Annotated in this window: 20 protein-coding genes and 3 tRNA genes; 19 read left to right on the top strand and 4 right to left on the bottom strand. The window is 59.5% G+C overall.

All coding sequences use genetic code 11. The features are described 5' to 3' along the window. The first annotated feature begins 24 nt into the window (after positions 1-24). The 4 genes from JJ917_06430 to JJ917_06415 all read left to right on the top strand — a co-directional run bounded on the left by JJ917_06430 (position 25) and on the right by JJ917_06415 (position 7,144). Positions 25-1,446 (top strand): threonine synthase, encoded by a 1,422-nt coding sequence (locus JJ917_06430; protein ID MBO6698444.1) that lies wholly within the window; start codon positions 25-27, stop codon positions 1,444-1,446. Further along, a complete protein-coding gene (locus JJ917_06425; protein ID MBO6698443.1) occupies positions 1,443-2,711 on the top strand; it encodes an insulinase family protein in 1,269 nt (422 codons plus the stop codon). Before JJ917_06430 ends, JJ917_06425 begins: the two co-directional genes overlap by 4 nt. A gap of 51 nt (positions 2,712-2,762) precedes the next feature. Continuing rightward, entirely contained in the window at positions 2,763-3,338 is a 576-nt protein-coding gene (locus JJ917_06420; GenBank protein MBO6698442.1) for a GNAT family N-acetyltransferase, read from the top strand. A gap of 206 nt (positions 3,339-3,544) precedes the next feature. Further along, a complete protein-coding gene (locus JJ917_06415) occupies positions 3,545-7,144 on the top strand; it encodes an EAL domain-containing protein (GenBank protein MBO6698441.1) in 3,600 nt (1,199 codons plus the stop codon). Between the two features lie 60 nt (positions 7,145-7,204). On the opposite strand, the gene phaC is transcribed toward JJ917_06415, so the two are convergent. Next, positions 7,205-9,565, bottom strand: coding sequence for a class I poly(R)-hydroxyalkanoic acid synthase (gene phaC, locus JJ917_06410; protein MBO6698440.1), 2,361 nt, complete (start codon positions 9,563-9,565; stop codon positions 7,205-7,207). A gap of 344 nt (positions 9,566-9,909) precedes the next feature. Between phaC and JJ917_06405 the strand changes: the two genes are divergently transcribed. The 6 genes from JJ917_06405 to JJ917_06380 all read left to right on the top strand — a co-directional run bounded on the left by JJ917_06405 (position 9,910) and on the right by JJ917_06380 (position 16,433). Further along, positions 9,910-11,127: an LL-diaminopimelate aminotransferase gene (locus JJ917_06405; GenBank protein MBO6698439.1), complete on the top strand. Its 1,218-nt coding sequence runs from the start codon at positions 9,910-9,912 to the stop codon at positions 11,125-11,127. 71 nt (positions 11,128-11,198) lie between these two features. Then, positions 11,199-12,515 (top strand): homoserine dehydrogenase, encoded by a 1,317-nt coding sequence (locus tag JJ917_06400; GenBank protein MBO6698438.1) that lies wholly within the window; start codon positions 11,199-11,201, stop codon positions 12,513-12,515. Positions 12,516-12,542: 27 nt separating this feature from the next. Continuing rightward, positions 12,543-13,541, top strand: coding sequence for a class II fructose-bisphosphatase (gene glpX / locus JJ917_06395; GenBank protein MBO6698437.1), 999 nt, complete (start codon positions 12,543-12,545; stop codon positions 13,539-13,541). After that, positions 13,531-15,312, top strand: coding sequence for a single-stranded-DNA-specific exonuclease RecJ (gene recJ, locus JJ917_06390; protein ID MBO6698436.1), 1,782 nt, complete (start codon positions 13,531-13,533; stop codon positions 15,310-15,312). Before glpX ends, recJ begins: the two co-directional genes overlap by 11 nt. Before the next feature lie 32 nt (positions 15,313-15,344). Then, the gene (locus tag JJ917_06385; GenBank protein ID MBO6698435.1) at positions 15,345-15,947 is read left to right on the top strand and encodes a pyridoxamine 5'-phosphate oxidase family protein; all 603 of its coding nucleotides are present in this window, start codon (positions 15,345-15,347) and stop codon (positions 15,945-15,947) included. 63 nt (positions 15,948-16,010) lie between these two features. Next, positions 16,011-16,433 carry an Rrf2 family transcriptional regulator gene (locus JJ917_06380; GenBank protein ID MBO6698434.1) on the top strand — a complete coding sequence of 141 codons (423 nt, stop codon included), beginning with the start codon at positions 16,011-16,013 and terminating at the stop codon, positions 16,431-16,433. A 74-nt stretch (positions 16,434-16,507) separates the two neighbouring features. On the opposite strand, the gene JJ917_06375 is transcribed toward JJ917_06380, so the two are convergent. Beyond that, positions 16,508-16,583 (bottom strand) — tRNA-Glu (locus JJ917_06375). A gap of 376 nt (positions 16,584-16,959) precedes the next feature. On the opposite strand from JJ917_06375, the gene JJ917_06370 reads away from it, so the two are divergent. The 8 genes from JJ917_06370 (at position 16,960) to JJ917_06335 (ending at position 22,125) form a co-directional block, all read left to right on the top strand. After that, complete coding sequence (locus JJ917_06370) at positions 16,960-17,538, top strand: CspA family cold shock protein (GenBank protein MBO6698433.1); 579 nt, start codon at positions 16,960-16,962, stop codon at positions 17,536-17,538. A gap of 11 nt (positions 17,539-17,549) precedes the next feature. Further along, positions 17,550-18,017: a DUF192 domain-containing protein gene (locus JJ917_06365; protein ID MBO6698432.1), complete on the top strand. Its 468-nt coding sequence runs from the start codon at positions 17,550-17,552 to the stop codon at positions 18,015-18,017. A gap of 120 nt (positions 18,018-18,137) precedes the next feature. Then, a tRNA-Pro gene (locus JJ917_06360) sits at positions 18,138-18,214 on the top strand. A 59-nt stretch (positions 18,215-18,273) separates the two neighbouring features. Next, positions 18,274-18,579, top strand: a complete 306-nt coding sequence (locus JJ917_06355) for an ETC complex I subunit (GenBank protein MBO6698431.1) — start codon at positions 18,274-18,276, stop codon at positions 18,577-18,579. 71 nt (positions 18,580-18,650) lie between these two features. Beyond that, a tRNA-Arg gene (locus tag JJ917_06350) sits at positions 18,651-18,727 on the top strand. A gap of 242 nt (positions 18,728-18,969) precedes the next feature. Continuing rightward, the gene (locus JJ917_06345) at positions 18,970-20,892 is read left to right on the top strand and encodes a glycosyltransferase family 39 protein (protein MBO6698430.1); all 1,923 of its coding nucleotides are present in this window, start codon (positions 18,970-18,972) and stop codon (positions 20,890-20,892) included. A 112-nt stretch (positions 20,893-21,004) separates the two neighbouring features. Further along, positions 21,005-21,793 (top strand): glycosyltransferase family 2 protein, encoded by a 789-nt coding sequence (locus JJ917_06340; GenBank protein MBO6698429.1) that lies wholly within the window; start codon positions 21,005-21,007, stop codon positions 21,791-21,793. Further along, positions 21,790-22,125: a lipid-A-disaccharide synthase N-terminal domain-containing protein gene (locus JJ917_06335; GenBank protein ID MBO6698428.1), complete on the top strand. Its 336-nt coding sequence runs from the start codon at positions 21,790-21,792 to the stop codon at positions 22,123-22,125. Before JJ917_06340 ends, JJ917_06335 begins: the two co-directional genes overlap by 4 nt. A gap of 9 nt (positions 22,126-22,134) precedes the next feature. On the opposite strand, the gene metC is transcribed toward JJ917_06335, so the two are convergent. Beyond that, positions 22,135-23,550 (bottom strand): cystathionine beta-lyase, encoded by a 1,416-nt coding sequence (gene metC, locus JJ917_06330; GenBank protein MBO6698427.1) that lies wholly within the window; start codon positions 23,548-23,550, stop codon positions 22,135-22,137. On the opposite strand from metC, the gene JJ917_06325 reads away from it, so the two are divergent. Next, positions 23,518-24,561 (top strand): amino acid ABC transporter substrate-binding protein, encoded by a 1,044-nt coding sequence (locus JJ917_06325; protein MBO6698426.1) that lies wholly within the window; start codon positions 23,518-23,520, stop codon positions 24,559-24,561. The genes metC and JJ917_06325 overlap by 33 nt on opposite strands. On the opposite strand, the gene sseA is transcribed toward JJ917_06325, so the two are convergent. Further along, positions 24,558-25,430 (bottom strand): 3-mercaptopyruvate sulfurtransferase, encoded by an 873-nt coding sequence (gene sseA / locus JJ917_06320; GenBank protein MBO6698425.1) that lies wholly within the window; start codon positions 25,428-25,430, stop codon positions 24,558-24,560. The genes JJ917_06325 and sseA overlap by 4 nt on opposite strands.

Raw genomic sequence — 25,430 nt, 5'->3', positions numbered from 1 at the left:
GTTTGAGCCTGATAGAGCAACGCTTTGCTGTACTATTCCACGCGCGGCGGTTCGCAGCGCCTTTCCTTTGCCGATGCCTTGCTGGCCGGTCTTGCGCCCGATGCCGGCCTATATGTGCCCGAAAGCTTTCCAACGCTTTCGGCGGACCAAATCCGCGCCATGCGCGGCAAGCCCTATGCAACGGTCGCGTTTGAGGTCATCCAGCCCTTTGTCGGCGGAACAATCGATGATGATACGCTGAAAACCATCATCGACGGTGCCTACGGGACGTTCCGGCATTCGGCGGTTACGCCATTGGTGCAGCTCAATGAGCGGCACATGGTCTTGGAGCTTTTCCGCGGTCGTACACTCGCCTTCAAAGACGTTGCGATGCAGTTTCTTGCCCGCGCCATGGACCATGTGCTGGCCGAGCGCGATCAACGCGCCACGATCGTCGGTGCGACGTCAGGCGATACAGGCGGCGCGGCCATCGATGCCTTTTTGGGCCGCGAGCGAACCGACATGTTTATCCTGTTCCCCGATGGGCGTGTGTCGGATGTCCAGCGTCGGCAGATGACGACAAGCGCCGATGGAAACGTGCATGCACTGGCCATCGATGGCACGTTCGATGATTGCCAGCGCATTGTGAAAACCATGTTCACCCATGAGGCGTTTCGTGAGCAGGTCGCGCTGTCGGGCGTGAACTCGATCAATTGGGCGCGCATTGTTGCGCAGATCGTCTACTATTTCACGTCTGCGGTCGCGCTCGGCGCACCTGATCGCAAAGTATCCTTCTGCGTACCGACCGGTAACTTCGGCGACATCCTTGCTGGCTGGGTGGCCAAGCAGATAGGGCTACCAATCGATCGGTTGATCATCGCCACCAACACCAACGACATTCTGGCGCGCACGTTGGAAACCGGACGCTATGAAGCCGACGGCGTCGTTCAAACGACATCGCCGTCCATGGACATCCAGGTGTCGTCCAACTTCGAGCGCCTGCTTTTCGCCGCGATGGGCAAGGACAGCGAAGCTGTGAACAGCTTGATGAACAGCCTGAAGCAGTCCGGCTCCTTCACCATCCCTGAGGACGCCCTAGCCGCCATTCGGGCTGATTTTTCTGCCGCCCGCGCAGGCGAAGACGCAGTTGCAACGACCATGAAGCGGGTTCTCGGCGAGCAGGACTATCTGCTCGACCCGCATACGGCGGTCGGCGTCGCCGTTGCGCATCATGTCGCCGATGAGGAACATTTGGATCCAGCTGTTCCTATCGTCACGCTTGCGACCGCCCATCCTGCCAAGTTTCCAGCCGCCGTTGAAACGGCCACTGGTGTGACACCATCCCTGCCGCCGCATTTGGCCGATTTGATGGGCCGCGATGAGCACATGGACAAATTGCCGAACGACCAAGAGGCCGTTGAGGCATTCGTTGTTTCCAAAGCCCGGATTGCCGCGGAGGCCGTTTGACCGAGATTTCGCGGTTGCCGTCCGAACTGACGGTCGTCACCGAGACGCGTACGGACGTTGAGACCGTGGCGCTCGGCGTATTCGTCAACGCCGGAACGCGCGATGAACAGCCACATGAGCATGGCTTGGCGCACTTTTTGGAGCATATGGCTTTCAAAGGAACGAAGCGTCGCTCGGCTTACCAGACGGTGGCTGACATTGAAGCGCTTGGCGGCGATATCAATGCCGAAACCAGCCCCGAGGCGACGAGCTACACGGTCCGCATGCTGGCAGAGGATTGGCGCGCCGGGCTTGATGTCCTTCTCGACATCGTCTGCGCCCCGAATTTTCGCGATGCCGACATTGCACTGGAAAAAGATGTCGTTGTCCAGGAGATTGCCGGCGCGATGGATGTTCCCGACGATCGCCTGGTCGATGGCATTGGGTTGGCGGCTTTCGACGCCCATCCCATCGGCCAACCTATTCTCGGAACGGATTCCACCGTTCGCTCTCTCGGTGCGGACGCATTACGAGCTTTTCGTGCACGGACCTACGCCCCGCAGAGTATCGTCGTGTCAGCCGCCGGCGCGATCACACACGATGATCTGGTTCGAGCCTTGGAGGATACTGAGCCACCTCTTCCCTCATCTGCACCTGCAATCCGTTCTGCCCCAGAGTTTGGCGCCGGGCGTTTTTTCGAGACACGCCAAACTTTCGACACCCATCTTGCGCTGGCCTGGGAAGCACCGGCGTTTGGTAGGCCCGGTGCCATGCCGCATGCCTTCGCCGTGCATATGCTTGGCGGAGGGATGACCTCTCGGCTCTTCCAGGCGATCCGCGAAGAGGCGGGTCTCGCCTATGCTGCCGATGCCTACCAGATGATCTACAGCGACACGGGCCTGGGCGTCATTCAAACGGCAACCTCCGCCGATACGGTCGCTCCCATGATCGAGCGTCTGGAAAACGAGCTGTTGCGGTTCGCCGACACCATGCGTGCCGATGAGCTGTTGGCAGCGAAGCGCCAATTTCGTGCCTCTCTGGCGATGGCGACGGAAAACCTGCCTGCCATCGCCGGCCGGAACGCTCGGCAGGTCGCCATATTGGGTGACGTTCGAACCCGCGCGCGGCTCGAAAGCGAAATTGAGGCCACAAGTTTGGAGGATGTTCAGACCTGTTGGCATGACATTTTACAGCACGGCGCCTTCGCCAAAGCCGCTGTCGGCGATGCCAAAGCTCTTGACCTTTGGTCCGATTGGTCGATGGTAAGAGCCACGTCGCACATCTAAGATGTTGCCCCACATGCCTACGTTTGTTTGAACCCAACGCCCCCAGCGCCTGTGACTTTTTTCCGGTCCCTTTCTCATCCTGCGCCGCCGATCTTTGAGAGCGAACGCTGCCTCGTCCGTGCGCCCGAAGATGCTGATTTTTCGCGCTGGGCAGCGCTGCGGTCGGATAGCCAGGCCTTCCTGCAACCTTTTGAACCGCGCTGGCCGGTGGGTGAACTCACCCGCCCGGCCTTTCGCCGACGACTGCGCCGCTACGCGCAAGATGCGCGCGACAAACAGGGCTATGCGTTTTTCATTTTCGATCGCGCGGGCGAGGAGCTGCTGGGTGGATTGACGATCTCCAATATCCGCTATGGTGTCAGCCAGTCTTGCAGTCTTGGCTACTGGATGGGCGAGCCGCACGCCGGCAAGGGCTATATGGGCGAGGTTTTGCCCGCCATGTTCCCATTTTTGTTCGGTGAACTTGGCATGCATCGCATTGAGGCGGCCTGCCTGCCTGACAATCAGGCGTCCATTCGTTTGCTCAAAAGCGTTGGCTTTCATGAGGAGGGCCTGGCCAAAGCCTATTTGAAGATCGATGGTCGCTGGCAGGATCATCGTCTGTTTGCCAAAATCTCTCCGCTTTGAGCGTTCACCCTGCGGCGAAAGGCCAGTTCCTGGGCGGCACACACAACTTGTGCACAAAGCCTTGAAACGATAGGGAACCAAGCCTTGGTGCGGACGCCTTTTCGCGCCATGATGACTCGCGCCGGTCCGCGCCCACCAATGGCAAGCCGACCGCCACCTGGAGACGTCGCTCTTTGCGCCTGCTGCACGCCTTCTTATTGAGCTTGATGTGTCTGGTTACGGCCCCTGCCGCCGCCTTGGACGCCATCAATGTGCCATTGGATGTCGAAGCACTAGATTTGACCCGCGCCGTCGACCGCTTTGTCGAAGTTGGCGATCGCATCCAAGTGTCCACGGCGCCTGGACTGGACGGCATCGTTCGGCGCATCGAGGTGCGCGCGCGCGAGGCCGACGGCACGGGCAGTTGGGTGGTTTTCGCGCTCACCAACACCTCGAACGAGCAAATCGACCGACTGCTGGTTGCCCCGCACTTTCGTCTCGCCAACAGCCAGATCATTTGGCCCGACCTTGGCGCCTCGCGCCTTGTCGCGATTTCACCCAGCCAAGGCTTGGCGCCGGAGCGCCTGGAAAGCCAGGAAGCCGACGTGTTTCGGATCACGCTCGATCCTGGCGCCGTGGTTACCTACGTCGTTGAACTGCGCACCCCAGGCCTGCCTCAGCTCGTTTTGTGGGACGATGACGCCTATCGCGACAGCGTCAATGCAACCACGCTCTATAAGGGCATCGTGCTCGGTATATCCGGGCTTCTGGCCCTCTTTCTGACGATCCTGTTCATCGTCAAACGGTCGGCCATGTTTCCTGCCGTGGCGGGTGTCGCCTGGGCTGTGCTTGCCTATTTGGCGATCGAGTTCGGTTTCTGGAACCAGATTTTCGATCTGCAACCGGGCGAGGAACAGGTCAGTCGGGCGATCGCCGAGGTGGTGCTCGCCGCCTCGCTAGTCTTGCTGCTTTACGCCTATTTGAGCCTTGGTGCGGTCCATAGCGCCTTTTTCCGCATCGGCCTTATCTGGGCGGCGTTCTTCTCCTCGCTCATTGGCCTTGCGGTTTTCGATCCGCAGATCGCTGCCGGTATCGCCCGTATGGGCCTGGGCGTCATTGGCATTGGCGGCCTGTTGGTCATAGTTCCGATGTCGCTCCAAGGCTATGATCGCGCGGTCCATTTGATCCCCAGTTGGACTGTTTTCATGGCCTGGTTGCTTGCGGCGTGGCTGGCAGTGTCCGGAAACATCGTCAACGATCTGGTTTCACCCGCGCTGGCCGGCGGCTTGGTCCTGCTCGTCTTGCTTTTGGGCTTTACGGTCATGCAGCACGCCTTTGCTGGCGGCACGCTTGCCGAAGGCTTGGTGTCAGATTCTGAACGCAAAGTGCTGGCGCTGAGCGGTTCTGGCGACCTGGTCTGGGATTGGGACCTCGCTAAAGACCGTGTCTATTCCTCCCCAGCAACCGAGGACATTCTTGGCCTGAAACGTGGCTCGCTTGCAGGACCGTTCCAGGATTGGATCAGCGCCATCCATCCAGGCGAGCGTGATCACTTTCGTCACGTGGTTGAAATGGTCGTCGAAACTGGCCGGGGACGCATCGATCAAACGCTGCGCATGCGCGCCGAAGACGGGCATTTTAAATGGTTTCGCTTGCGCGCGCGTCCTGTTGTTGCCGATGAAGGCGTCTTCCGCCTGATTGGTACGATGCTCGATGTCACCGAGATGAAGACGACGCAGGAACGTCTGCTGCGTGATGCCATCCATGACAGCTTGACCGGCCTACCCAATCGCGAACTCTTTCTTGACCGCACCCAGACGGCGCTAGAACGCGCGCGCGCCGAGGATGTCGCTCGTCCGACCCTCGTCGTGGTCAATATCGACCATTTTTCGCAGCACAATGAAGCGGTCGGCACCAGCGCAGCCGATTCGCTGCTCACGATGGTCGCCCGGCGCATCGACCGTTTGCTGAAGCCCAACGACACGCTTGCTCGCTTCAGCGGCGACCAGTTCGGCATTCTGTTGCTGTCGGAACAGAAGCCTGCATCTGTTGCGCGGCTCACCGAGCAAATCCGCCGCGCGCTGAAGACACCCGTCGTGTTTGGCGAAGACGAAGTCAATCTGACCGTCTCGATTGGCGTTGCGACCTACGACCCGAATTCCGATGGCGCTGAGGACTGTTTGCGCGATGCTGAGATCGCCATGGCCCACGCCAAGCGTCTCGGCGGCGACCGCTGCGAAGCCTTCCGCCCGTCCCTGCGCGAGCATGGGCGCTCGATTGCTGCCGTCGAAGCTGATTTGCGCAAGGCACTCGACAATGACGAGCTGACGGTCTTCTACCAGCCCATCATTCGCCTGGAAGATCGCCGATTGGCGGGTTTCGAAGCCTTGCTGCGTTGGGACCATCCACGCCACGGGCGCATGGCGCCGGCGGAGTTTGTGCCAATTGCCGAACGGTCCGGCCTCATAATTCCAGTTGGCTTGTTTGTGTTGGAACGCGCGGCACGCGACCTTAATCGCTGGATGCGCAACGATCCCAACGCGGCTGGTCTGTTCACCAGCGTCAACATTTCGTCGCGCCAGTTGCTGCGCCATGACCTTCTGAATGATCTGCGCGCTATCCTCGCGCGTGCGGACCTGCCAGGCTCGGCGCTCAAGCTTGAGCTCACCGAATCCTTGGTCATGGAGAACCCGGAATACGCTTCTCAGGTTCTGGCGCGCTGCCGTGAACTGGGCATTGGCCTGTCGCTGGACGATTTCGGTACCGGCTATTCTTCGCTCGCCTATCTGCAACGGTTCCCGTTCGACACGATCAAGATCGATCAATCGTTCGTGGCGGAGATGGAGCCAGGCGAGCCCGCCGTGGTTCTCGCGGCCATTGTCGCCCTTGGTCACGACTTGGAAATGGATATTGTTGCTGAGGGAATCGAGAGCGAGGAGGTGGCTGTCGAACTTGCCAAGCTCGGTTGCGAGTACGGCCAGGGTTTCCAGTTCGGCCACCCAATCCCAGCCTCTGGCGTGCCGACTTTCCTTCGCTCATTTGGCCAGGAAATCGCGCTTCAGAAACAGGCAGAAAGCCAGCCAACGCCCAAAGCCATTGCACAGACTGCGCCGCAACCCTCCCAGCCTGCCGTGACGCCCTCTTCCACAGATCGCCCCGCACGTGTTGCCAATGCTACGCCAGCACCGAGCCGGTCGGAGCATAGACAGGCGCAACAGCGGCCGGAACCAAGGCGAACGGCGGCGCCGAAAGATCAAACTACCTCGCCAGCAGCCACACGCGTCGAAAAGCCGGAAATCAAGCCAGCCGAGCCGTTGCGATCCAAGAAATCTTCCAAGGACTTGGATGAAGCAGACGCCATTGTCATTGAGCATGATGCCAATGAGCCTGCTGCCGAACAGCCTATCCGGTCATCGAAGGCATCAAAAGACAAGGCCGCGACTAAGATCCAAGAACCTGCAGACCCCAAGACGGACGAGCAGGACGCCAAGCATAAAGGGTCTAATGGCGTCGGGAGCCACCAGAATCCTGAGCTTGCTGATGACGATCTTTTGGTGGCTTCCTCGGACTCCGGGCCTGCCAAAGTCAGCAAGCCCAAACCACCGACACGCCCCCGTTCCAGCGAGCTTGATCGCTATCGCGAAAGCAGCGTGCGCAGCGGCACCAATGGTACGCCCAAGCCGCTACTGCCGGTTTGGAACCCCACCGGCACAAACGGCGCTGCCACAGCTGATGAAGGTGCCGATGACGGGAAGAACGACGACACGTCGCCTGCCGAGGCATCGGCTGGCAAGACTGCCGTCGAGCGCCAGGCCGGTGTCAAGTAGCGGCCACGTTGCAAGGGCCGAACTCAGCTGACCCTGTCTGACAACCTGACGATTTAAAGGCTATGCTTTTATCAGAACGTACGATCCTGGCGCATCCATGATCGGCTTATTGGCTCGAGACCCCATCTTGGGCGGCTTTACGCGCTCGCCTTCCAGGTTTTCAGTCCAGGCCTGCCAATCCGGCCACCATGAACCTGGCGTCTCATTGGCCTTTTCCACCCAGTCCTCATAGCGACCGCGAGGCTCATCGCCCGTCCAATACTGATACTTGTTTTTGTCCGGTGGATTGATCACGCCGGCAATATGGCCCGAACCGGAGAGCACAAACCGCACATCGCCGCCAAAGAACTGCGAGCCCAAAAAGACCGATTGTGGCGGGGCGATGTGGTCCTCGCGCGTCGCCAAATTGTAGACTGGCACTTTGACATCCGCCAGATCGAGTTTGACGCCATCAAGCACCATCTTGCCGCGCGAAAGCGTATTTTCCAGGTAGCAATTTCGCAGATAAAACAGATGGTTGGCAGCCGGCATGCGGGTGGAATCGGAGTTCCAGTAGAGCAGGTCGAAGGGCAGGGGGTCCTTGCCCTTCAGATAATTGTTGATGACATAGGGCCAGATCAAATCGTTGGCGCGCAGCATGTTGAAGGCCGACGACATCTTCTTGCCGTCCAGATAGCCTTTGCGGGCCATTTGCTCTTCCATGACCTTCAACTGCTCTTCATCCACGAAGACTTTCAAGTCGCCCGCATGGGTGAAATCCACTTGCGTGGTGAAAAGCGTGGCAGAGGCAATACGATCATCATCGGTCGCAGCCATATAGGCGAGCGTGACCGAAAGCAGTGTCCCACCGACGCAATATCCGGCGGCATTGACCTGACGTTCGCCGGTGATGTCCTCGATGGCAGTGAGGGATTCCATGATTCCCTCGCGCATATAGTGCTCAAAACCTTTTTGCGCCTGCTTCTCATTGGGATTGATCCAAGAGATCACGAACACGCTGTGACCTTGGGCGACAGCCCATTTGATGAAGCTTTTCTGCGGATTGAGGTCGAGAATGTAGAACTTGTTGATCCAGGGCGGGACCATCAAAAGCGGGCGCTTCAGCACGGTGTCAGTCGTGGGCGAGTATTGAATCAGCTCGCAAACGTCGTTGCGCATGACGACCTTGCCGGGTGTCATGGCCATGTTCTCGCCAACCTTGAACTTGCGCGTGTCGGTCATGCGCACTTTCAGATCGCCCTGACCCTCTTGGAGATCCTCGGCCAGCATCGACAGGCCGCGCACTAAATTTTCGCCGTTGCTCGACAGCGTCTCTTTGATCAACTCTGGGTTGGTTCCGACGAAGTTCGTCGGCGCCAGCGCGCTGGCGATCTGTTTGACGTAAAACTGAGCCTTGTGGCGTGTATGAGGATCAAGATCGCTGGCTTCATCGACAAGCTCGTCGGCCCAACTGGAAAGAAGCAGATAGGCCTGCTTCAGCGTGTCGAAGAACTGATTGCGCGACCATTCAGGGTCCTTGAAACGACGGTCGCGCGCATCGGGTTCGATCACAGGCTTGGGATTTTCCCCCGAAACCCGCGCCATCGAGCCGGTCCAAAGATCGAAAAACCCCGTCCAAAGCCGCGTTTGTGCTTCCAAAAGTCGTTTTGGATCAGAAAGCCAATATTCTGAAACCTGACTCAAGGTTTTTACGACCTCGCCCATCTCGTCAGCCTGGACGGCGCGAGCTTCGCCCTCTTCGCGTGGCTTCAGATAGGCGGCCCATACGCGACCGGATTGTTCGACGAACTTGCCTAGATTTTCCGCAAACGCCTCAGGATCATTGATTGTGTAGTCTTCCAGCGGGCGCGAATCCGGCTCGGCCGGCGCGCGTTTCACATGCTCTGCCGGTTTTGGTGTCGGCGGCGTGGCCGGCTTGTCCGGCGTCACAACGGCCTGCATCGGTTTGGAGGAAGCAGACGCTGCGCCTTTGACGGACTGCGTGGCGGCCTTGGTGGCCGTCTTCGCCCTGCTGGAAGCTCTCGCAGCTGCCGAGGAGCGCGTGGGCGTCTTGGCCGCGCTTGTCTTGCGGGCAGTGGTGGTTTTTGCAGGCGCTTTCGCCGAGCTTTTGGCAGGTGATTTGGCGGTCGTCTTGGTTGCAGACTTTGCCGTTGCCGCCTTGGCGCCGGCAGTTTTGGCCGTTGCGGCTTTGGCGGCGCCTGTTTTGGCTGCACCGGTTGTCGCCTTGCTCTTGGTTGCGCCACTCGCGCTTGCAGGCGTACTGGCGGTTTTGCGGGTAGCCTTGGCCGTGGTCTGGCGCGCTCGAGGCTTTGCCGCCGGTTTGGCGTCAGATTTGGTCGCCGAGGCGCCTGCGCTGCGCTTGCTGCGCGACGTTTTTGCCCGTGTTCCTTTGGAAGGTGTGCTGTCGCCAGTCTGAGCCATCGCCAGATCGTTTCCTCATTATCCCAGCAATCAAGGAGGCGACTGCCGCCAATCGGGGTTATTCCCTTGTGCCCTTAACGCTTCGTTCACCATGCTCCACCAGCCTGTCTTATGACAAGATCGCATCTTGCATAGGTGATGCGCCTTGGTGGCAAAGCCTTGATAAGGCCGCGTTGGACGTTCCAATCAATTGCCGCCGCCGCCCCTTTGTGAGACACAACGCCCGCTTGGCAATTGATGCGCCGCAAAGCGGCCACGCTTTTGACTGCAGATCGCTTTAATGGTCGCCCATGACGGGCACCTTGTTTAACCGCACCCTAAGGGTGCCCAACCCAGAGGTCGAGATGAACGAATTTCACCATGTTCGCCGCCTGCCGCCCTATGTATTTGAGCAGGTCAATCAGCTCAAGGCGAAGGCGCGCGCGAACGGTGCGGACATCGTCGATCTTGGCATGGGCAACCCCGACCTGCCAACGCCAGAGCATATCAACGAAAAACTGATCGAGACGGTCGGCAAGCCGCGCACCAATCGGTATTCGGCCTCGCGCGGGATCAATGGACTGCGCCGCGCCCAAGCTGGTTACTACGAGCGTCGGTTCGGCGTAAAACTGAACCCGGATACCGAAGTGGTCGCCACTCTCGGCTCCAAGGAAGGTTTTGCCAACATGGCGCAGGCCATCACCGCTCCAGGTGACGTGATTCTGGTACCCAACCCTAGCTATCCTATCCACGCTTTCGGGTTCCTTATGGCCGGCGCCGCCGTCCGCTCGGTTCCTTGTGAGCCTGGCCCGGAGTTCTTTCATGCTTTGGAACGTGCCGTTCAGCATTCCATTCCCAAGCCATTGGCTTTGGTGCTGTGCTACCCGTCCAATCCGACCGCGCATGTGGCTGATCTCGAGTTTTACCGCGACGTTGTCTCGTTTGCGCGCAAGAACGATCTGATTGTCTTGTCCGACCTTGCCTATTCGGAAGTTTACTTCGACGGCAATCCACCACCATCAATCCTTCAGGTTCGCGGCGCAAAAGATGTGGCGGTCGAGTTCAACTCCATGTCGAAGACTTACTCCATGGCCGGATGGCGGATGGGATTTGCCGTCGGCAATGAGCGTCTGATCGCGGCGCTGGCTCGGGTGAAGTCTTATCTAGACTACGGCGCGTTCACACCGATCCAGGTGGCGGCGACGGCGGCGCTCAATGGGCCCCAGGATTGCGTGGATGAAATGCGCGCCACCTATCAAGGTCGCCGCGATGTGTTGGTCGACAGCTTTGCGCGAGCCGGCTGGGATATTCCCACACCAGCAGCGTCGATGTTTGCTTGGGCGCCGATCCCCGACAAATTCAAGCATCTTGGCAGCCTGGAATTCTCCAAACTGCTCATCGAGAAGGCCGACTTTGCGGTCGCTCCCGGCGTTGGCTTTGGCGAACATGGCGATGATTACGTTCGCATCGCGCTTGTGGAGAACAAGGACCGCATCCGCCAGGCGGCCCGCAATTTGCGCCGGTTCCTTGAAACAGCCGACGAGACTTTGCATAACGTGGTCGCCCTCAGCGCTCGCGGCTAGTCCAACCGGCAGTCTCATGCGCTGAACACCCCTTTGTAGGCGGATTGACCGCCAGCTTGGACGTACCGCGCATGACTTCACCCTCCAGCGACAGCCCACTGCGTGTGGGCGTTGCCGGGCTCGGCACCGTTGGTGCCGCGCTCGCCCGTCTTCTGTTGACCCGCGCTCAGGAACTCAGCGCCGAGGGCGCGCGGCCTTTGCGGCTCACTGCAGTGTCTGCGCGTGATAAGTCCAAGGATCGCGGGTTTGATGCATCCGGCCTTACGTTTCACGCCAATGCCGCCGACTTGGCGCACGATCCCGAGGTCGATTTGGTCGTGGAGTTGATCGGCGGTGAAGATGGTGCCGCCAAATCCGTGGTTGAAGCGGCACTGGAAGCCGGCAAGCCGGTGATCACGGCCAACAAAGCGCTGCTCGCCGCGCACGGCCTTCAACTGGCCGCTTTGGCGGAAAAATCGTCGGTGCCGTTGTTGTTCGAAGCTGCCGTTGCTGGCGGTATTCCGGCCATCCGTGCGTTGCGCGACGCTGTGCCCGGCCAGAACGTCACCCGCGTTTCGGGCATCTTGAATGGCACGTGCAATTACATCCTGACCCGCATGGAACGCGAAGGCATCGCCTTCGACGACGTACTCGCGGATGCCCAACGGCTGGGCTATGCCGAAGCCGATCCGACCTTTGATGTCGACGGCTTCGATACGGCACACAAGCTGGCGATCCTCACCTCGCTTGCCTTCGGCACCGAGATCGAAGCCGCCGACATGTACGTGGAAGGCATCCGCGCCATCACACCAGACGACATGGCCGCAGCTGCTGAACTTGGTTACCGCATCAAGCTACTTGGCGTTGCGCAAATGACCGACAGCGGGATCGAGCAGCGCGTTCATCCCACCATGCTGCCACTGGATTCAACGTTGGCGCAGATCAACGGTGTCTTGAACGCGGTTGCCATCGATACCGACTTGCTTGGTGAGATCGTGCTGTCTGGTCCGGGGGCGGGGGGCGATGCCACCGCCGCGTCGGTTCTGGCGGACCTGCAGGACCTGGCGCGCGGCTTGGAGCCCAAGCCGCTGCGGTTGCCGCGTGGGACGCTGCGTCCATACCAAAGGGCCCGCATGCGGGCCCATGAAGGCGGCTACTATGTGCGCTTGTCGGTCGTTGACAAGCCCGGCGCCTTTGCCGCCATTGCCCAGCGTATGGCCGAGCATGGCATCTCGTTGCAATCCATCGTCCAGCGCCGCAAACCAACTGACACAGGGCCACATTCGCACCAGCCGGTGATCATCATCACCCATGAGACGATGGAACTATCGGTGCGTGAAGCCATGGACGCCATCGTTGCAGACGGGCATGTGAATGCTGCACCGCAAATTATTCGAATCGAGCGGTAACTGATTGCCGCAAGGGGGCCGACTTCCATGACCAATTCCATTCTGACGCCGGGCGAACTCGTCCTTGAGCGCATTTTGACGCTGGAATTGGTGCGGGTAACCGAGCGCGCCGCTGTATCCGCGGCGCGTTGGCGGGGCCGCGGCAATGAAACTGAGGCCGACCAAGCGGCCGTTGATGCCATGCGTCGCGAACTCAACAAACTCCCCATCACCGGCGAAGTGGTGATCGGTGAGGGCGAGCGCGACGAAGCACCCATGCTCTATATCGGCGAAAAGGTTGGCACCGGTGATGGGCCGGAGGTCGACATCGCTCTCGACCCGCTAGAATGCACGACAGTGTGCGCCAAAAACCTGCCGAATTCGCTGGCTGTGGTCGCGTTGGCGGAGAAGGGCAGCTTGCTCAACGCCCCCGATGTCTACATGGACAAGGTTGCGATCGGACCGGGATTTCCCGACGAGTTGGTGAGCCTCGACAAGTCGCCGACCGACAACATTAAGGCTGTTGCTGACGCCAAGGGCGTTCCGGTTGAACAGGTGTCGGCCTGCGTGCTCGATCGACCGCGTCACGCCGCACTGATCGCCGAAATCCGCCAGCTCGGCGCCTCGCTGCGTCTCATACCAGACGGTGACATTGCTGGCATCATCCATTGCACCACGCCTGAAGAGACGGGCATCGACATTTATCTCGGCATTGGCGGCGCGCCCGAAGGCGTGTTGGCGGCTGCGGCGCTGCGCTGTGTTGGCGGCCAGATGCAGGGTCGGCTCATTCTCGACACCAAAGACAAGCGGGACCGAGCGCTGCGCATGGGCGTGACAGATCCCAATAAGGTCTACCGAGTTGAGGAGTTAGCCGGCGGTGATGTGATCTTGTCGGCGACGGGCGTCACCGAAGGCAATTTGCTCAACGGCGTGCATTTCGGCCCGCACGTGATCACCACAGATACTGTGGTGATGCGTTCCGCGTCAAAAACCGTGCGGTGGATCAGAGGCAAGCACACACTGCTTGAAAAGTTCCATCTCGACTGAGGGCGCTGCACTGGTCCTAAAGGTTGCGCGTTCGCTGAACGGGCAATGCTGGCTGCGCCGACTGGAAGCCGACGACCCACGCCCATTTGCTATTCAAGAGGCGACAGACGTCAACGCAACGCTCGCTAAGGTGCTGGCTGGTCGTGGTGCCGATGCCGGCACGGTATCAGATATCTTGCACCCAGCATTGCGAACCCTGATGCCTGATCCGTCCTGCCTCAAAGCGATGGACGAGGCGGCCTCCCTCCTTGCTGACGCCGTCGAAGCAAGTGCAACGGTTGGTCTGTTTGGCGATTATGACGTGGATGGTGCAGCCTCTTCGGCACTCATGGCGCGCTGGCTCAAGGCCATCGACGCCAACCCGGTCATCCACATTCCTGACCGCATCACCGAAGGCTATGGCCCCAACATCCAGGCCATCGACTCACTGGTTGACCAGGGCATCGATCTCCTCATTACGCTGGATTGCGGCGCCACAAGCCAGGACGCGCTTGCTCATGCCAAGGCGCGCGGCCTTTCGGTGTTGGTGCTTGACCACCACCAGATGCACGATTTGGGGCCGGCGGTGGATGCATTGGTCAATCCCAATCGCCCCGACGATACCTCTGGCCTTGGGCATCTCTGCGCCGCCGGGGTAACCTTCATGGCGCTTGTCGCAGCCAATCGAGAGCTGCGCACGCGTGGCATGAGCCCAGAATCGCTGCCAGACCTCCTCAAGCTGCTTGACCTGGTCGCCTTGGCAACGGTGGCCGACGTCGTGCCGCTTACCGGGTTGAACCGGGCGTTCGTCGTTAAAGGGCTGCAGGTTGCGCAGGCGCGTAGCAATCCAGGGCTGGCGGCCCTTGTTGAGGTGTCCAGGCTCTCTGGGCCGCTGCGCCCCTACCATTTCGGTTTTGTGCTTGGGCCACGCATCAATGCGGGCGGTCGGATTGGTGATGCCGGCATGGGCGCGCGCCTGCTTTCAAGCGATGATGCCGATGAGGCGCGCCATCTGGCGGCAGAACTCGATACGCTGAATGCGCAACGCCAGGCGATTGAGGCCGAAGCGGTGGAAAGCGCGATCGCCATAGTCGAACGAGATGGCGAAATCCCGCCTGTAATCGTGGTGCGCGACGATAGCTGGCATCAGGGCATTGTCGGATTGATAGCCGGTAGGCTGAAGGAACGCTTTCATCGACCGGCCCTGGCTTTCACGCTAACGCCCGAGGGCGTTTGGACCGGCTCGGCGCGGTCCGTTCCTGGTCTCGACATTGGCGAGGCTGTCCACCGCCTGGTTGCGGCTGGGCATGCCACCAAGGGCGGCGGTCACGCCATGGCCGCCGGCCTCACTGTTGACGAAGAGGCTTGGGTGAGCATGCGCGACGCGCTTCTGGCCGATCTCACCGAGGCCTCGGTCTCATCGACCTCATCGCAGAGTCTAAAAATTGATTCTGTTCTGACTGCCAGCGGCGCCTCGTTGGATCTTGCCCATGCGATCGAAAAAGTTGCGCCCTATGGCACCGGGTTTCCTGAGCCGGTGTTTGCGTTTGCCAGCCACCGCATCACCTTTGCCGGCCCGGTCGGCACCAATCACATCAAAGCAACTCTCTCGGACGGGCAGGGGCCAAGACTACCAGCGATTGCCTTTCGCGCCGCAGGATCGCCGCTTGGCGAGGCGCTGATGGCCGCCCGCAATGGTGCACCTATGCATGTGGCTGGAACCATATCCATCAACAGCTGGCAAGGACGAGACAGCGTGCAACTGCGCATCCTCGATGCGGCCAAACCTTGACGTTACTGCCGGAAAAGGCCACCAGCCGTGCCATGACTGAGCAGCAACTGCCGCCTTACTATGATGATCTGGACGCAACGCGCGAGCATGCTTTGGCGCTGCTTGTTCGCGGCGTGAAAGATCGGCGCTCCGGCATGCACACTTTCACGGTCGCCACCATTGGCGCCGATGGGGCGCCTAGTTTACGCACTGTTGTCAATCGCGGCTTCGACGCTGTGACGCGGGAATTGCGCTTCCACACCGACGCGCGTTCGCCCAAGCTTCAAGAGATGGCCGACGATCAGCGCGCCGCCATTCACGTCTATGACCCTCGCGCCAAGACTCAGTTGCGCATGGAGGCATTGGCAACAATCCATCGTGACGACGATCTGCGTCAGCGCGCCTGGGACAAGACACGGGATTTCTCGCGCGAGTGCTACCGCGTCGTTCGCGCACCCGGCGATGCGGTTGAAGCACCGTCGGACGTGACCTTTACCGAGGGTCATCATCCCGACGAGGGTGAGGAGAACTTTGTGGCCGTCACGCTGCGCATTCATACGCTGGAATGGCTCTATCTGGCCCATCAGGGCCATCGCCGGGCCAAGTTCTCCTGGGACGGGGCTGACAGGCTGACGCAGACCTGGCTTGTGCCCTAGCCACAATTTTTGCTTGCCGCGCTCAAAAAGGGCATACTTATCAGTCTTCGAAGTGAGAATCTGATGCGCCTTTCAAAACAAACTTCCTATGCGATCCGCATCCTGCTCGATTGTGCCCACGCCATGCCTCAGGCGGTGCGCTCCAGCGAGATCGCCGAGCGGCAAAAGATCAGCGAATACAACATTCAAAAGCTGGTCGCGCAGTTGGCAGGTGAGGGTATCTTAGAGACCGCACGCGGTCGAGGTGGCGGCATCAAGCTTGGCCTTGACCCCAAAGACATCAATTTGGGTCGCGTTCTTCGCATCACCGAGCCAACGCGAATCGTGGTTGACTGTTTCGGTGAGCCGGTGGATTGCGCTGTCCGTCAGGTGACACCGGTCAATCGCATTTTTGCGGCCGCTTATGATGGATTTGTCGACGTGCTCGACCGGTACACGCTGGAAGACCTGCTCAAGGGCCACCAAATGGCGCCCGCCGTCGCTTAGACGGGCAAGGGTTCGCGGTCCAACGCTAGATAACCGGTGATTTACAGCGAGAAGCGTCTTGCATCTTGAATAAATGGCACGCCCAACGGGACTCGAACCCGTGTTTCCGCCGTGAAAGGGCGGCGTCCTAGACCACTAGACGATGGGCGCTCACTCTGCGTTGCAGATGTGCTCGACAGGCGGCCCTTATAGGCGGCGTCTGTGTGGGGTTCAAGCCGCTGATTCCAAAAAGTTGTGGCACGTAAAGATTCGTTTTTTGGCGGACAGAACGCGCTGGCAGGTGGGCGTCCAGGACGCTGTAAGCGCCGCAACCGTTTTCGGTGACTCGCTATCCCCTACGGCAAGGCTCTTCTGCGACCTTTTATCGTAAACAATTGATGAAGGGGCTTGCCCGCTCGCGCCTGTCGGGGGCATCCTTTGCTATGGAATCAAAGTGCTTCGCTGGACGTTTGAGTTTCGGGCGCGGTGAATTCACAATGATTTCGGCGCGTAGATGTGGCGGAATGCGTGGGCAAGGCTGGCTAGAATGACGGGTAAACCCCCTCTTGATCCCGACCTCATTGCTGAGCTGGGCGATGACGCCGGCCTCGATGTGTTCGAGGTCGCCGGGCAAATCAAATGGTTTGACGTCGGCAAGGGCTTCGGCTTCATCGTGCCTGATAACGGCATGAAAGACATTTTGCTGCACGTCACCTGCTTGCGGCGGGATGGCTATCAGACGGCCTATGAGGGCGCGCGCATTGTCGTCGAAGTCCTCGATAGGCCACGCGGCCTGCAGGCCCTGCGCATCTTGTCAATGGACGAATCGACAGCGCTCCACCCTTCTCAATTGCCACCCTCGCGCACACATGTGCAGATCACGCCGACCTCCGGCTTGGAGAAAGCAACCGTGAAGTGGTTCAACCGGATTCGCGGTTTTGGTTTTCTGACCCAGGGCGAGGGGACCGAAGACATTTTCGTCCACATGGAAACTCTGCGGCGCTATGGCCTAACCGAGCTTCGACCGGGTCAGGATGTGATGGTGCGCTTTGGTGATGGTCCTAAGGGGCGCATGGCATCCGAAGTGCGGCCGGTGAACGGCAGTTCCATACCCGCGTCACATTAATCGCTGACACCATGACGATGGTCCGCGCCGCTGCTCCCGTTTTGCGTTTTTTTCTCCTGATCGCTGCCGTGCTGTGGGCAACGTCTGTGCTGGCTTTTGAGGAGTCATCGCTCAGCGTTGAAACCGCCACCGGCACGCATGAGTTCACGATCGAGATCGCCCGTTCGCCACAGGAGCAAGGTCTCGGCCTGATGCACCGCCGAGAGCTCGCACCCGATTACGCGATGCTGTTCCCGTTTGTTGAGGCGCGCGAAGCATCCTTTTGGATGCGCGACACCTATGTCTCGCTGGACATGGTGTTCATCGCCGAGGATGGGATCGTGCATCGCATCGAACGCGATACCGAACCCTTGTCCTTGCGGTCGGTCCATTCGCGCGGTCCCGTGATCGCCGTGCTGGAATTTGTGGCGGGCACCGCCGATCGAATTGGGCTGGAGCCAGGTGATCGGGTTGTTCACCCGGACCTACAACGTGACTAGTGCCTGCAATGCGTCTTGCCAGATGATGGACGGTTTTTGCAGCGCTCATCGTGCCATAGATCACGTCGAGGCTTGACGCCCGCCCAAATGTGAGACAGGTCGTGGCGGACACTTTCGTATCGGGGCATAGCGCAGCCTGGTAGCGCACCTGTTTTGGGAACAGGGGGTCGCAGGTTCAAATCCTGCTGCCCCGACCACGAGAGTTTCACGGCCGAGCGGCGCGCTCCGATCGGCGCATTGGTGGAGAAGAACGACCATGGTTGCCCGCATTTTTCGGCCCGCCAAAACCGCCATGCAGTCTGGTCTTGGCAAGACCAAAGACTGGGTTCTGGAATATGATCGGTCCGAGCCGCGCTCGGTCGAGCCGCTGATGGGCTGGACGTCGTCCTCCGATATGAAGGCGCAGATCAGCCTAAAATTCGATACCCAGGACGAAGCCGTCGCTTATTGCAGACGCAACGGGATTGCGTTCCGCGTGGAAGAGCCCAAAGAGCGCATTCGCCGCCGTGTCGCCTATGCTGATAACTTTAAGTACGACCGGCGCGTGCCGTGGACCCACTAGAGCATTGGGGCATTCGGTACCGCGTGACAATCTGCCGTCGCCAGCATCGTAAATTCCAGCGACCCAAAGTTGGCCTCGTAGCTCAGCTGGATAGAGCACCGGACTTCTAATCCGACGGTCGCAGGTTCGAATCCTGCCGAGGTCGCCACCAGCCCTCTTAAGCGTTCAACGAAGAGCATTTTTGCGGCGATGGCCAAACCACCCAAAGACACCGAGACATCGCTGGGTCCTGCCGAAAAAAAGCCCGTTCGAAAACGCTCGGTAAAATCGGCGAGTGAGAAAAAAACCTCCAAAGACGCGCCTGCCGCTGCTGCAGCGTCCAAAAACACGGCTGTTAACAAATCGCGAGCACGGCCGAAAGCCGCCGCGTCCCGACGCGCCAAAGAGAGCGTGACAAAGCGTGACTTCGATCCCGCGATCACCCAGGATGCCGCAGCGAACGCTGGTCTGTGGGTATCTCCGCCCGACATGTCAGACGAGACGCCACTTTCTGGCGGGCCGGAGGCTATCCAGAGCGCGGAAGCCGATGCTCCAAGCCAAGCAGCCGCTACACCGGCTCCCGTGGTGGCGCCAGGTCAGCCAGCCAGTTGGAGTAAATGGATTCCGCGCTGGAGCTGGGTTGATCGATGGGCCGATGGTCTGACGCCAATCTTCGATGGCTTGGCGCGCCTGCGCATTGTAGCTGCGGTTTGCATCGCGCTTGTGGCTGTCGCTGCCTTCACGCCTGGCTTCACCACGATCCCACCCATCGATCGCGATGAGTCGCGGTTTTCGCAGGCGACTCGCCAGATGGTGGCAACTGGCGATTATGTCGAGATTCGTTTTCAAAACGATGCGCGCTACCAAAAGCCCATCGGCATCTATTGGCTTCAATCGGCAGCGGTTCATCTCTATGGCGCCGAGGACGGCCAGGCACCGATCTGGGTTTATCGCACGGTGTCGTTCGTGGGTGCCGTGTCCGCAGCTGTGCTGGTTTATTGGTTGGCGCTTGGATTCGGCGCGCCTCCTGTGGCCTTTGCCGCCGGTCTCTTGGTGGCGATCACGGTCTTGCTCGGCGCCGAAGCGCGGCTCGCCAAGACCGATGCGATGCTGTTTGCTACGATCCTGGTCGCCCAAGGAATCTTGGCGCGTGCCTTTCTCGGGCGCCGCGACAGCTCTGTGAAACTCTGGCACGCTGGGCTGTTTTGGACAGCCGCCGCCGCTGGTATCCTTATCAAAGGACCGATTTTGCCGATGGTTGTCGGCAGCACGGCCCTGGTCGCCGCGCTCTTTGAGCGCCGTATAGCTTGGCTCCGTCGATTGCGTCCCGGGCTAGGCATCATGTGGATGCTGATCCTGACCCTGCCTTGGTTCATTGCCATCGGGATCACGTCGGGCGGAGAGTTCTACGCCCAGTCTATTGGTCGTGATCTTTTCGAGAAAATCGGCCAAAGCCGCGAGCGGCCGTTTGTGCCACCCGGTGCCTATACCTTTGGGTTTTTTCCATCGTTGGGCTGGCCGTTGGCGCCACTGGCCTTTCTCGCCATACCGTTTGCCATTGCTAGTTGGCGTGACAAGAGCACACGCTTTCTTGTCGCTTGGATTGTGCCGACTTGGGCGATCTTCGAACTCTCAGCCACCAAGCTGCCGCACTACATTCTGCCAATCTATCCAGCGTTGGCGATCCTTGCCGCGCGGATGATGGTTTATGAAAAAGTGCCCGAAGGATGGCTCGCTGGTGTCGCGAAAGGGTTGTTCCTGCTCATCCCGATCGCCGGCACGATCGGTATGCCCATTGTCCTTTATGTCTATGGTGACAGCATCAGTCCGGTTGGTGTGGCATTGATGATCATCGGACTGATCCTGTTGATCGGCGCTTTCCTGCTGATCATTCGCCAACATGCGCGGGCCAGTCTTGTGTTGATTGTCGCCGGCACCTTGGTTCTCTACTCCGGCGCCTTCGGCATTCATGTTCCAGCGGCGCGGACAATTTGGGTCACGCCTCAGCTGGTCACGGCGCTAGATGCGGTGCGTTGCGACGAACCGGAGTTGGCAACGCTTGGCTACAATGAACCGAGCCTGGTTTTGATGACCCGCACAGATCTTCGCACCTTGGTATCGGCCGAAGCGGCTGCCGACTTCCTGGCGCAGGGCGGCTGTCGCGCCGCCTTTGTCGATGCGCCTTTTGTCGAGGACCTGTTCGAAGCGTTGGCGCGGCTGACGCCGGAAGAGAGCACAAGCGCGGCGACCGTTCGCCTTCTGGCCCGCGTTGAGGGCATCAACATCAATGGGGGTGATGAGCTCAACATGCATGTTTTTGCTGCCGGCGAGTAACCTACTCCGCCAAGCACCAGCCGCGACCCTCTTTCGCTTTCCCCAACAAAACGGTAGGGAACCGGCCAGCCGGTGCTAAGCGCCGTACCCTTTCCCGACCGATGGACCCCTCGTGCCAACGCCCTCTTCCTCTTCGCCTGCACAAGACCCGCAGCTATCTGTTGTCATTCCCTGCAAGAATGAGGCTGAAAATCTGCCGATTTTGATCGGTGAGATCGCTTCCGCGCTAGCCGGGCGGAAATTGGAAATTCTGGTCATCGATGATGGCTCAACCGACGGAACGGCTGAGGCCGCGCAGCGTGCTGGCGAAACCACCGGTGCGACAGTCCGAGTTCTTAAGCACGATCGTTCCTCTGGCCAGAGCGCAGCGGTGCGTACCGGTGTGCTCCATGCGGGAGGTGACATCATCGTTTGCACCGATGGCGATGGGCAAAACAATCCGGCGTTCATGCCGGCACTTGTTGACCGGTTGCTGGAACTTGGCCCAAGCTTTGGCATGGTGGGTGGGCAGCGCGTTGGCCGAAAAGACACTGCCATCAAGCGCTTTGCGTCCCGCTTTGCCAATAAGCTACGCGGCGCCATGCTTGCCGACAAAACGCGCGATTCCGGCTGCGGGCTCAAAGCGGTGCGCGCCGACCTTTTCCGCCGCTTGCCCTATTTTGACGGCTGGCACCGTTTTATGGCCGCGCTTGTCTTGCGTGAGGGTTATGACGTTGATTTTGTTGATGTCATTGACCGTCCAAGACAGTTTGGCGTCTCGAAGTATGGTGTCTTTGACCGCGCGCTGATTGGGTCCATCGACCTGTTTGGCGTTTGGTGGCTGAAACGCCGCCTCAAAAAACGCCCGGTGGTCAGCGAGACGACTGCCCCACAAACCCGTGAAGGAACTACCTCATCATGATCAACGAGCTTTTCAGCTGGTTTCAGGTCGTCTTTGTTGATCAGTTCGACTGGTGGGTCGTGTGGGGCCTTGCCGCGCAGTTCATGTTTATGATGCGCTTTGTGGTCCAGTGGGTGGCATCGGAACGCGCCAAACGATCCATTGTGCCCATCCCGTTTTGGTTCTTTTCCATCGGTGGCGGGCTGATGCTGCTCACCTATGCCATTGAGCAGCAGGACCCGGTTTTCATCCTCGGCCAGTCGCTCGGCCTCGTTATCTATTCGCGAAACCTTTGGCTCATCTTTGCCGAGCGCCGCGCGGCCGCCCGCCCAGAGGGCGACGCAGCCGCTTAAGGAATGCGGTCAGCCGGTTGGCAGGTCGGCCGCTCTTGCCGCCGCCAAAAGATCGTCTTTGAGATCATCGACCGTTTCTAAGCCGATCTGTAGACGGACAACTGGCCCGCCAGGCCATGGCCGCGTGGTACGGCAGTGCCCCAACTCGGCCAGTACGGCCAGGCTTTCATAGCCTCCCCATGAATAGCCGAGCCCGAAGAGCTCCAGTGCATTGAGCATTGCGCGGCCTTGGTCGCGTGTGCCGTTGAGCTCAAAGCCGAACAGGCCGCTGGCCCGGCCGTTGAAGAGGTCAAGCCACAACTGATGGCCGGGATCTGACGGAAGGGCAGGGTGCATCACCTTGGTCACAAACTGTTGATCTTCCAACCATTCTGCGATCGCCAGCGCGGACTTTTCATGCTGATCCAGTCGAACCCGAAGCGATCGCATGCCACGAAGGGTGAGGAATATCTCCTCCGTTCCCGCCTGCACACCAAGGTTTTCACGGGTGCGATGTAGGGCCGGCCAACAACGCTCGCTTGCCGAGATGGAGCCGATCAAGAGGTCGGAATGGCCGGCAAAATACTTCGTCCCGGCTTGGATCGAGTAATCAAAGCCTGCCGGGATAGGCTTGTAGATAAGGGGTGTTGCCCAGGTGTTGTCGATCATCGTCACCGCATCATGGGCTTTGGCCGCTGCCAAGAAGGCGGTTAGATCCGGCATTTCGAAGGTGTTGGAACCGGGCGCTTCGGTGAACAAAACCGTCCCGCCATCCGGGCGCATGAGGTCGGCGATGCTCGAACCAATCAAGGGATCATAATAGATGGTCTCTACGCCAAGCTGTCTGAGAGACTGATCGCAGAAGCGCCGGGTCGGCCAGTAGACATTGTCCGGAATCAGCACTTGTAGCCCGGGTCTTGCAACGGCGAGCAGCGGGACCGTCACAGCCGCCAAACCTGATGGCACAAGAACCGTTCCTGCCGCCTCTTCCAGCGCGTTGATCGTATCCACCAGGGCGTCAATCGTCGGCGTGCCATTGAGGCCATAGGTGTATTTGGGCTTAAGCGGAGAATCCTCGCCACGTGCTTCCATGGCCTCCACGCTGTCGAAGAGCACAGTGGAGGCACGCACGACAGGCGGGTTCACAAAGCCGTGGAAGTTGTGCGAATCGCGACCGAGATGGGAAAGCTGGGTATCGACCCCCTTGGTCGATAAATCCGTCTTGGTTTTGCGCCTCTTTTCGCCGTCAGCCACTACTTGGTCCTTTGTTTTTGTTTCATTTTGCTGGGTATGGGCCGTTTTTTGGCCTATCTTGATCTCCACTGTCTGAAAGCTTTTGACAGGGGAGTGGAACGTGGCACAAGGGCGGTTGTGCGCGGTCAGCTTCTTTTCCTTTTGATGTACGAGTTGGTTATGCCCTTTCCGCCCAAATCCATCGCCCGTCATCTTGGCAGTCTGGCGCTCGCCTGCGCCGTAGTGAGCCTGCCCGCTGGCGTCGCTCATGCGAGTTCTACGCTCGATGATGTGTTGGCCAAGGGTTTCGTTCAATGCGGCGTGTCAGAAGGCCAACCGGGCTTTTCCAGTCAGGGCGAGAATGGCGATTGGGAAGGTTTTGACGTCGAATATTGCCGCGCGATCGCAGCTGCCGTGCTCGGTGATGCCGATGCTGTCGAGTACACTTCTCTGCCAGCCTCGCAGCGTTTTGACGCGCTGATCGACGGCGACATTGACATTTTGTCGCGCAACTCGACTTGGACCATGGGGCGCGAAGTTAGCCTACCCATCAGCTTCGTCGGTGTGACCTATTATGATGGTCAGGCCTTCATGGTCCGCCAGGCAATGGGCATCACCTCGGCGCTGGAACTTTCTAACACAACGATTTGCGCCAATGCAGGCACGACAACGGTGCTCAATGTCACCGACTTTTTCGACTCGCGTGGCATGCCATTCGAGCTTGTGACGTTTGAGAACGTCGAGGAGGTTGTGGCGGCCTACGATTCCCAGCGCTGTGATGCATACGCCCACGACACCTCAGGCCTGTTCGCTCAGCGGCTCAACCTAGTCGAGCCGGACGAGCACATCGTGTTACCGGAAGTCATCTCCAAAGAACCGCTCAGCCCGGTCGTGCGCGCCGGAGATGTCCAGTGGTTTAACGTTGCTCGGTGGGTTCTTTTTGCGATGATCAACGCTGAGGAACTTGGGCTCACAGCGCAAAATGTCGAAAGCTTCCGTGACACCGAAAACCCGGCGATCGCACGCCTGGTCGGTCAATCAGGAGACTTTGGCGCGGCGCTGGGTGTACGCCCCGACTGGGCATTCCAGGTGATTGCGCAGGTGGGCAATTATGGCGAGGTGTTTGAGCGCACGATCGGCCTGCAATCCGATCTTGGCATCGGCCGAGGCCTCAATGAGCTGTGGTCCGAAGGCGGGCTGATCTACGCGCCGCCTATCCGCTAGGAGCGTTTTTCTGGGCCGGTCTCGACAGGTAGGTCATCTTGGCCGCCCCATTCGGCCCACGAACCATCATAGACTCGCACATCTTTTGCACCGCTGAGTTCTAGCGCGATCTTCAGCGTCACGGCTGAAACGCCGGACCCGCAGGACGTGATGATTGGGGCGTCGAGATCGATGTCTTGGTCGGCAAACATCGCAGCCAAGGCTTCAGCCGATTTCAACCGGCCCTCTTCTATGAGATCAGTGAACGGTACCGAGCGCGCGCCAGGCATGTGACCGGCACGCAGACCGGGCCTGGGCTCAGGCATCGAACCGTCAAAGCGCTCCGACGGCCGCGCATCGATGATGCTGGTGTCTTTGTCATTCATCGCATCAGAAACGCCCTGCAAATCAGCCAAGGCTGAGCCGTCCATGCGGGCCGTGAAATGGCGGGGCGAGCGGTTCACAGGTTCGTCCGAGACCGGGAAACCTGCAGCTTCCCAAGCGGGAAAACCGCCATCGAGGATCATCACCGAGGTGACGCCCATCACCTTGAACATCCACCAGACACGCGGCGCCGAAAACAAACCGGCACCATCATAAATCACTAGGGTCATGCCATCGCCGATGCCAAGCTTACGCATGGCAGAGGAAAACCTGATCGGATCGGGCATCATATGCGGCAGGTCGCTCGCCTGGTCGGATTGCGCATCAAGGTCAAAGAAGACCGCGCCTGGAATATGCGCCGCCTCATACTCCGATCGACCATCACGCGGTGCACCGTCGCGCATCATCGTTGGCAGATACCAGCTTGCATCGACGGGCAAGATGTCAGGATGATCGAGCCGCTCGTTCAACCATTGTGGGCTCACAAATACATCCTCACGGCGCAT

It is taken from the genome of Hyphomicrobiales bacterium (assembly GCA_017642935.1).
In the GTDB taxonomy this organism is placed as follows: domain Bacteria; phylum Pseudomonadota; class Alphaproteobacteria; order Rhizobiales; family MH13; genus MH13.
The sequence above is the reverse complement of the archived record's forward strand: the minus strand, read 5'-3'. Positions and strand labels throughout refer to the sequence as shown.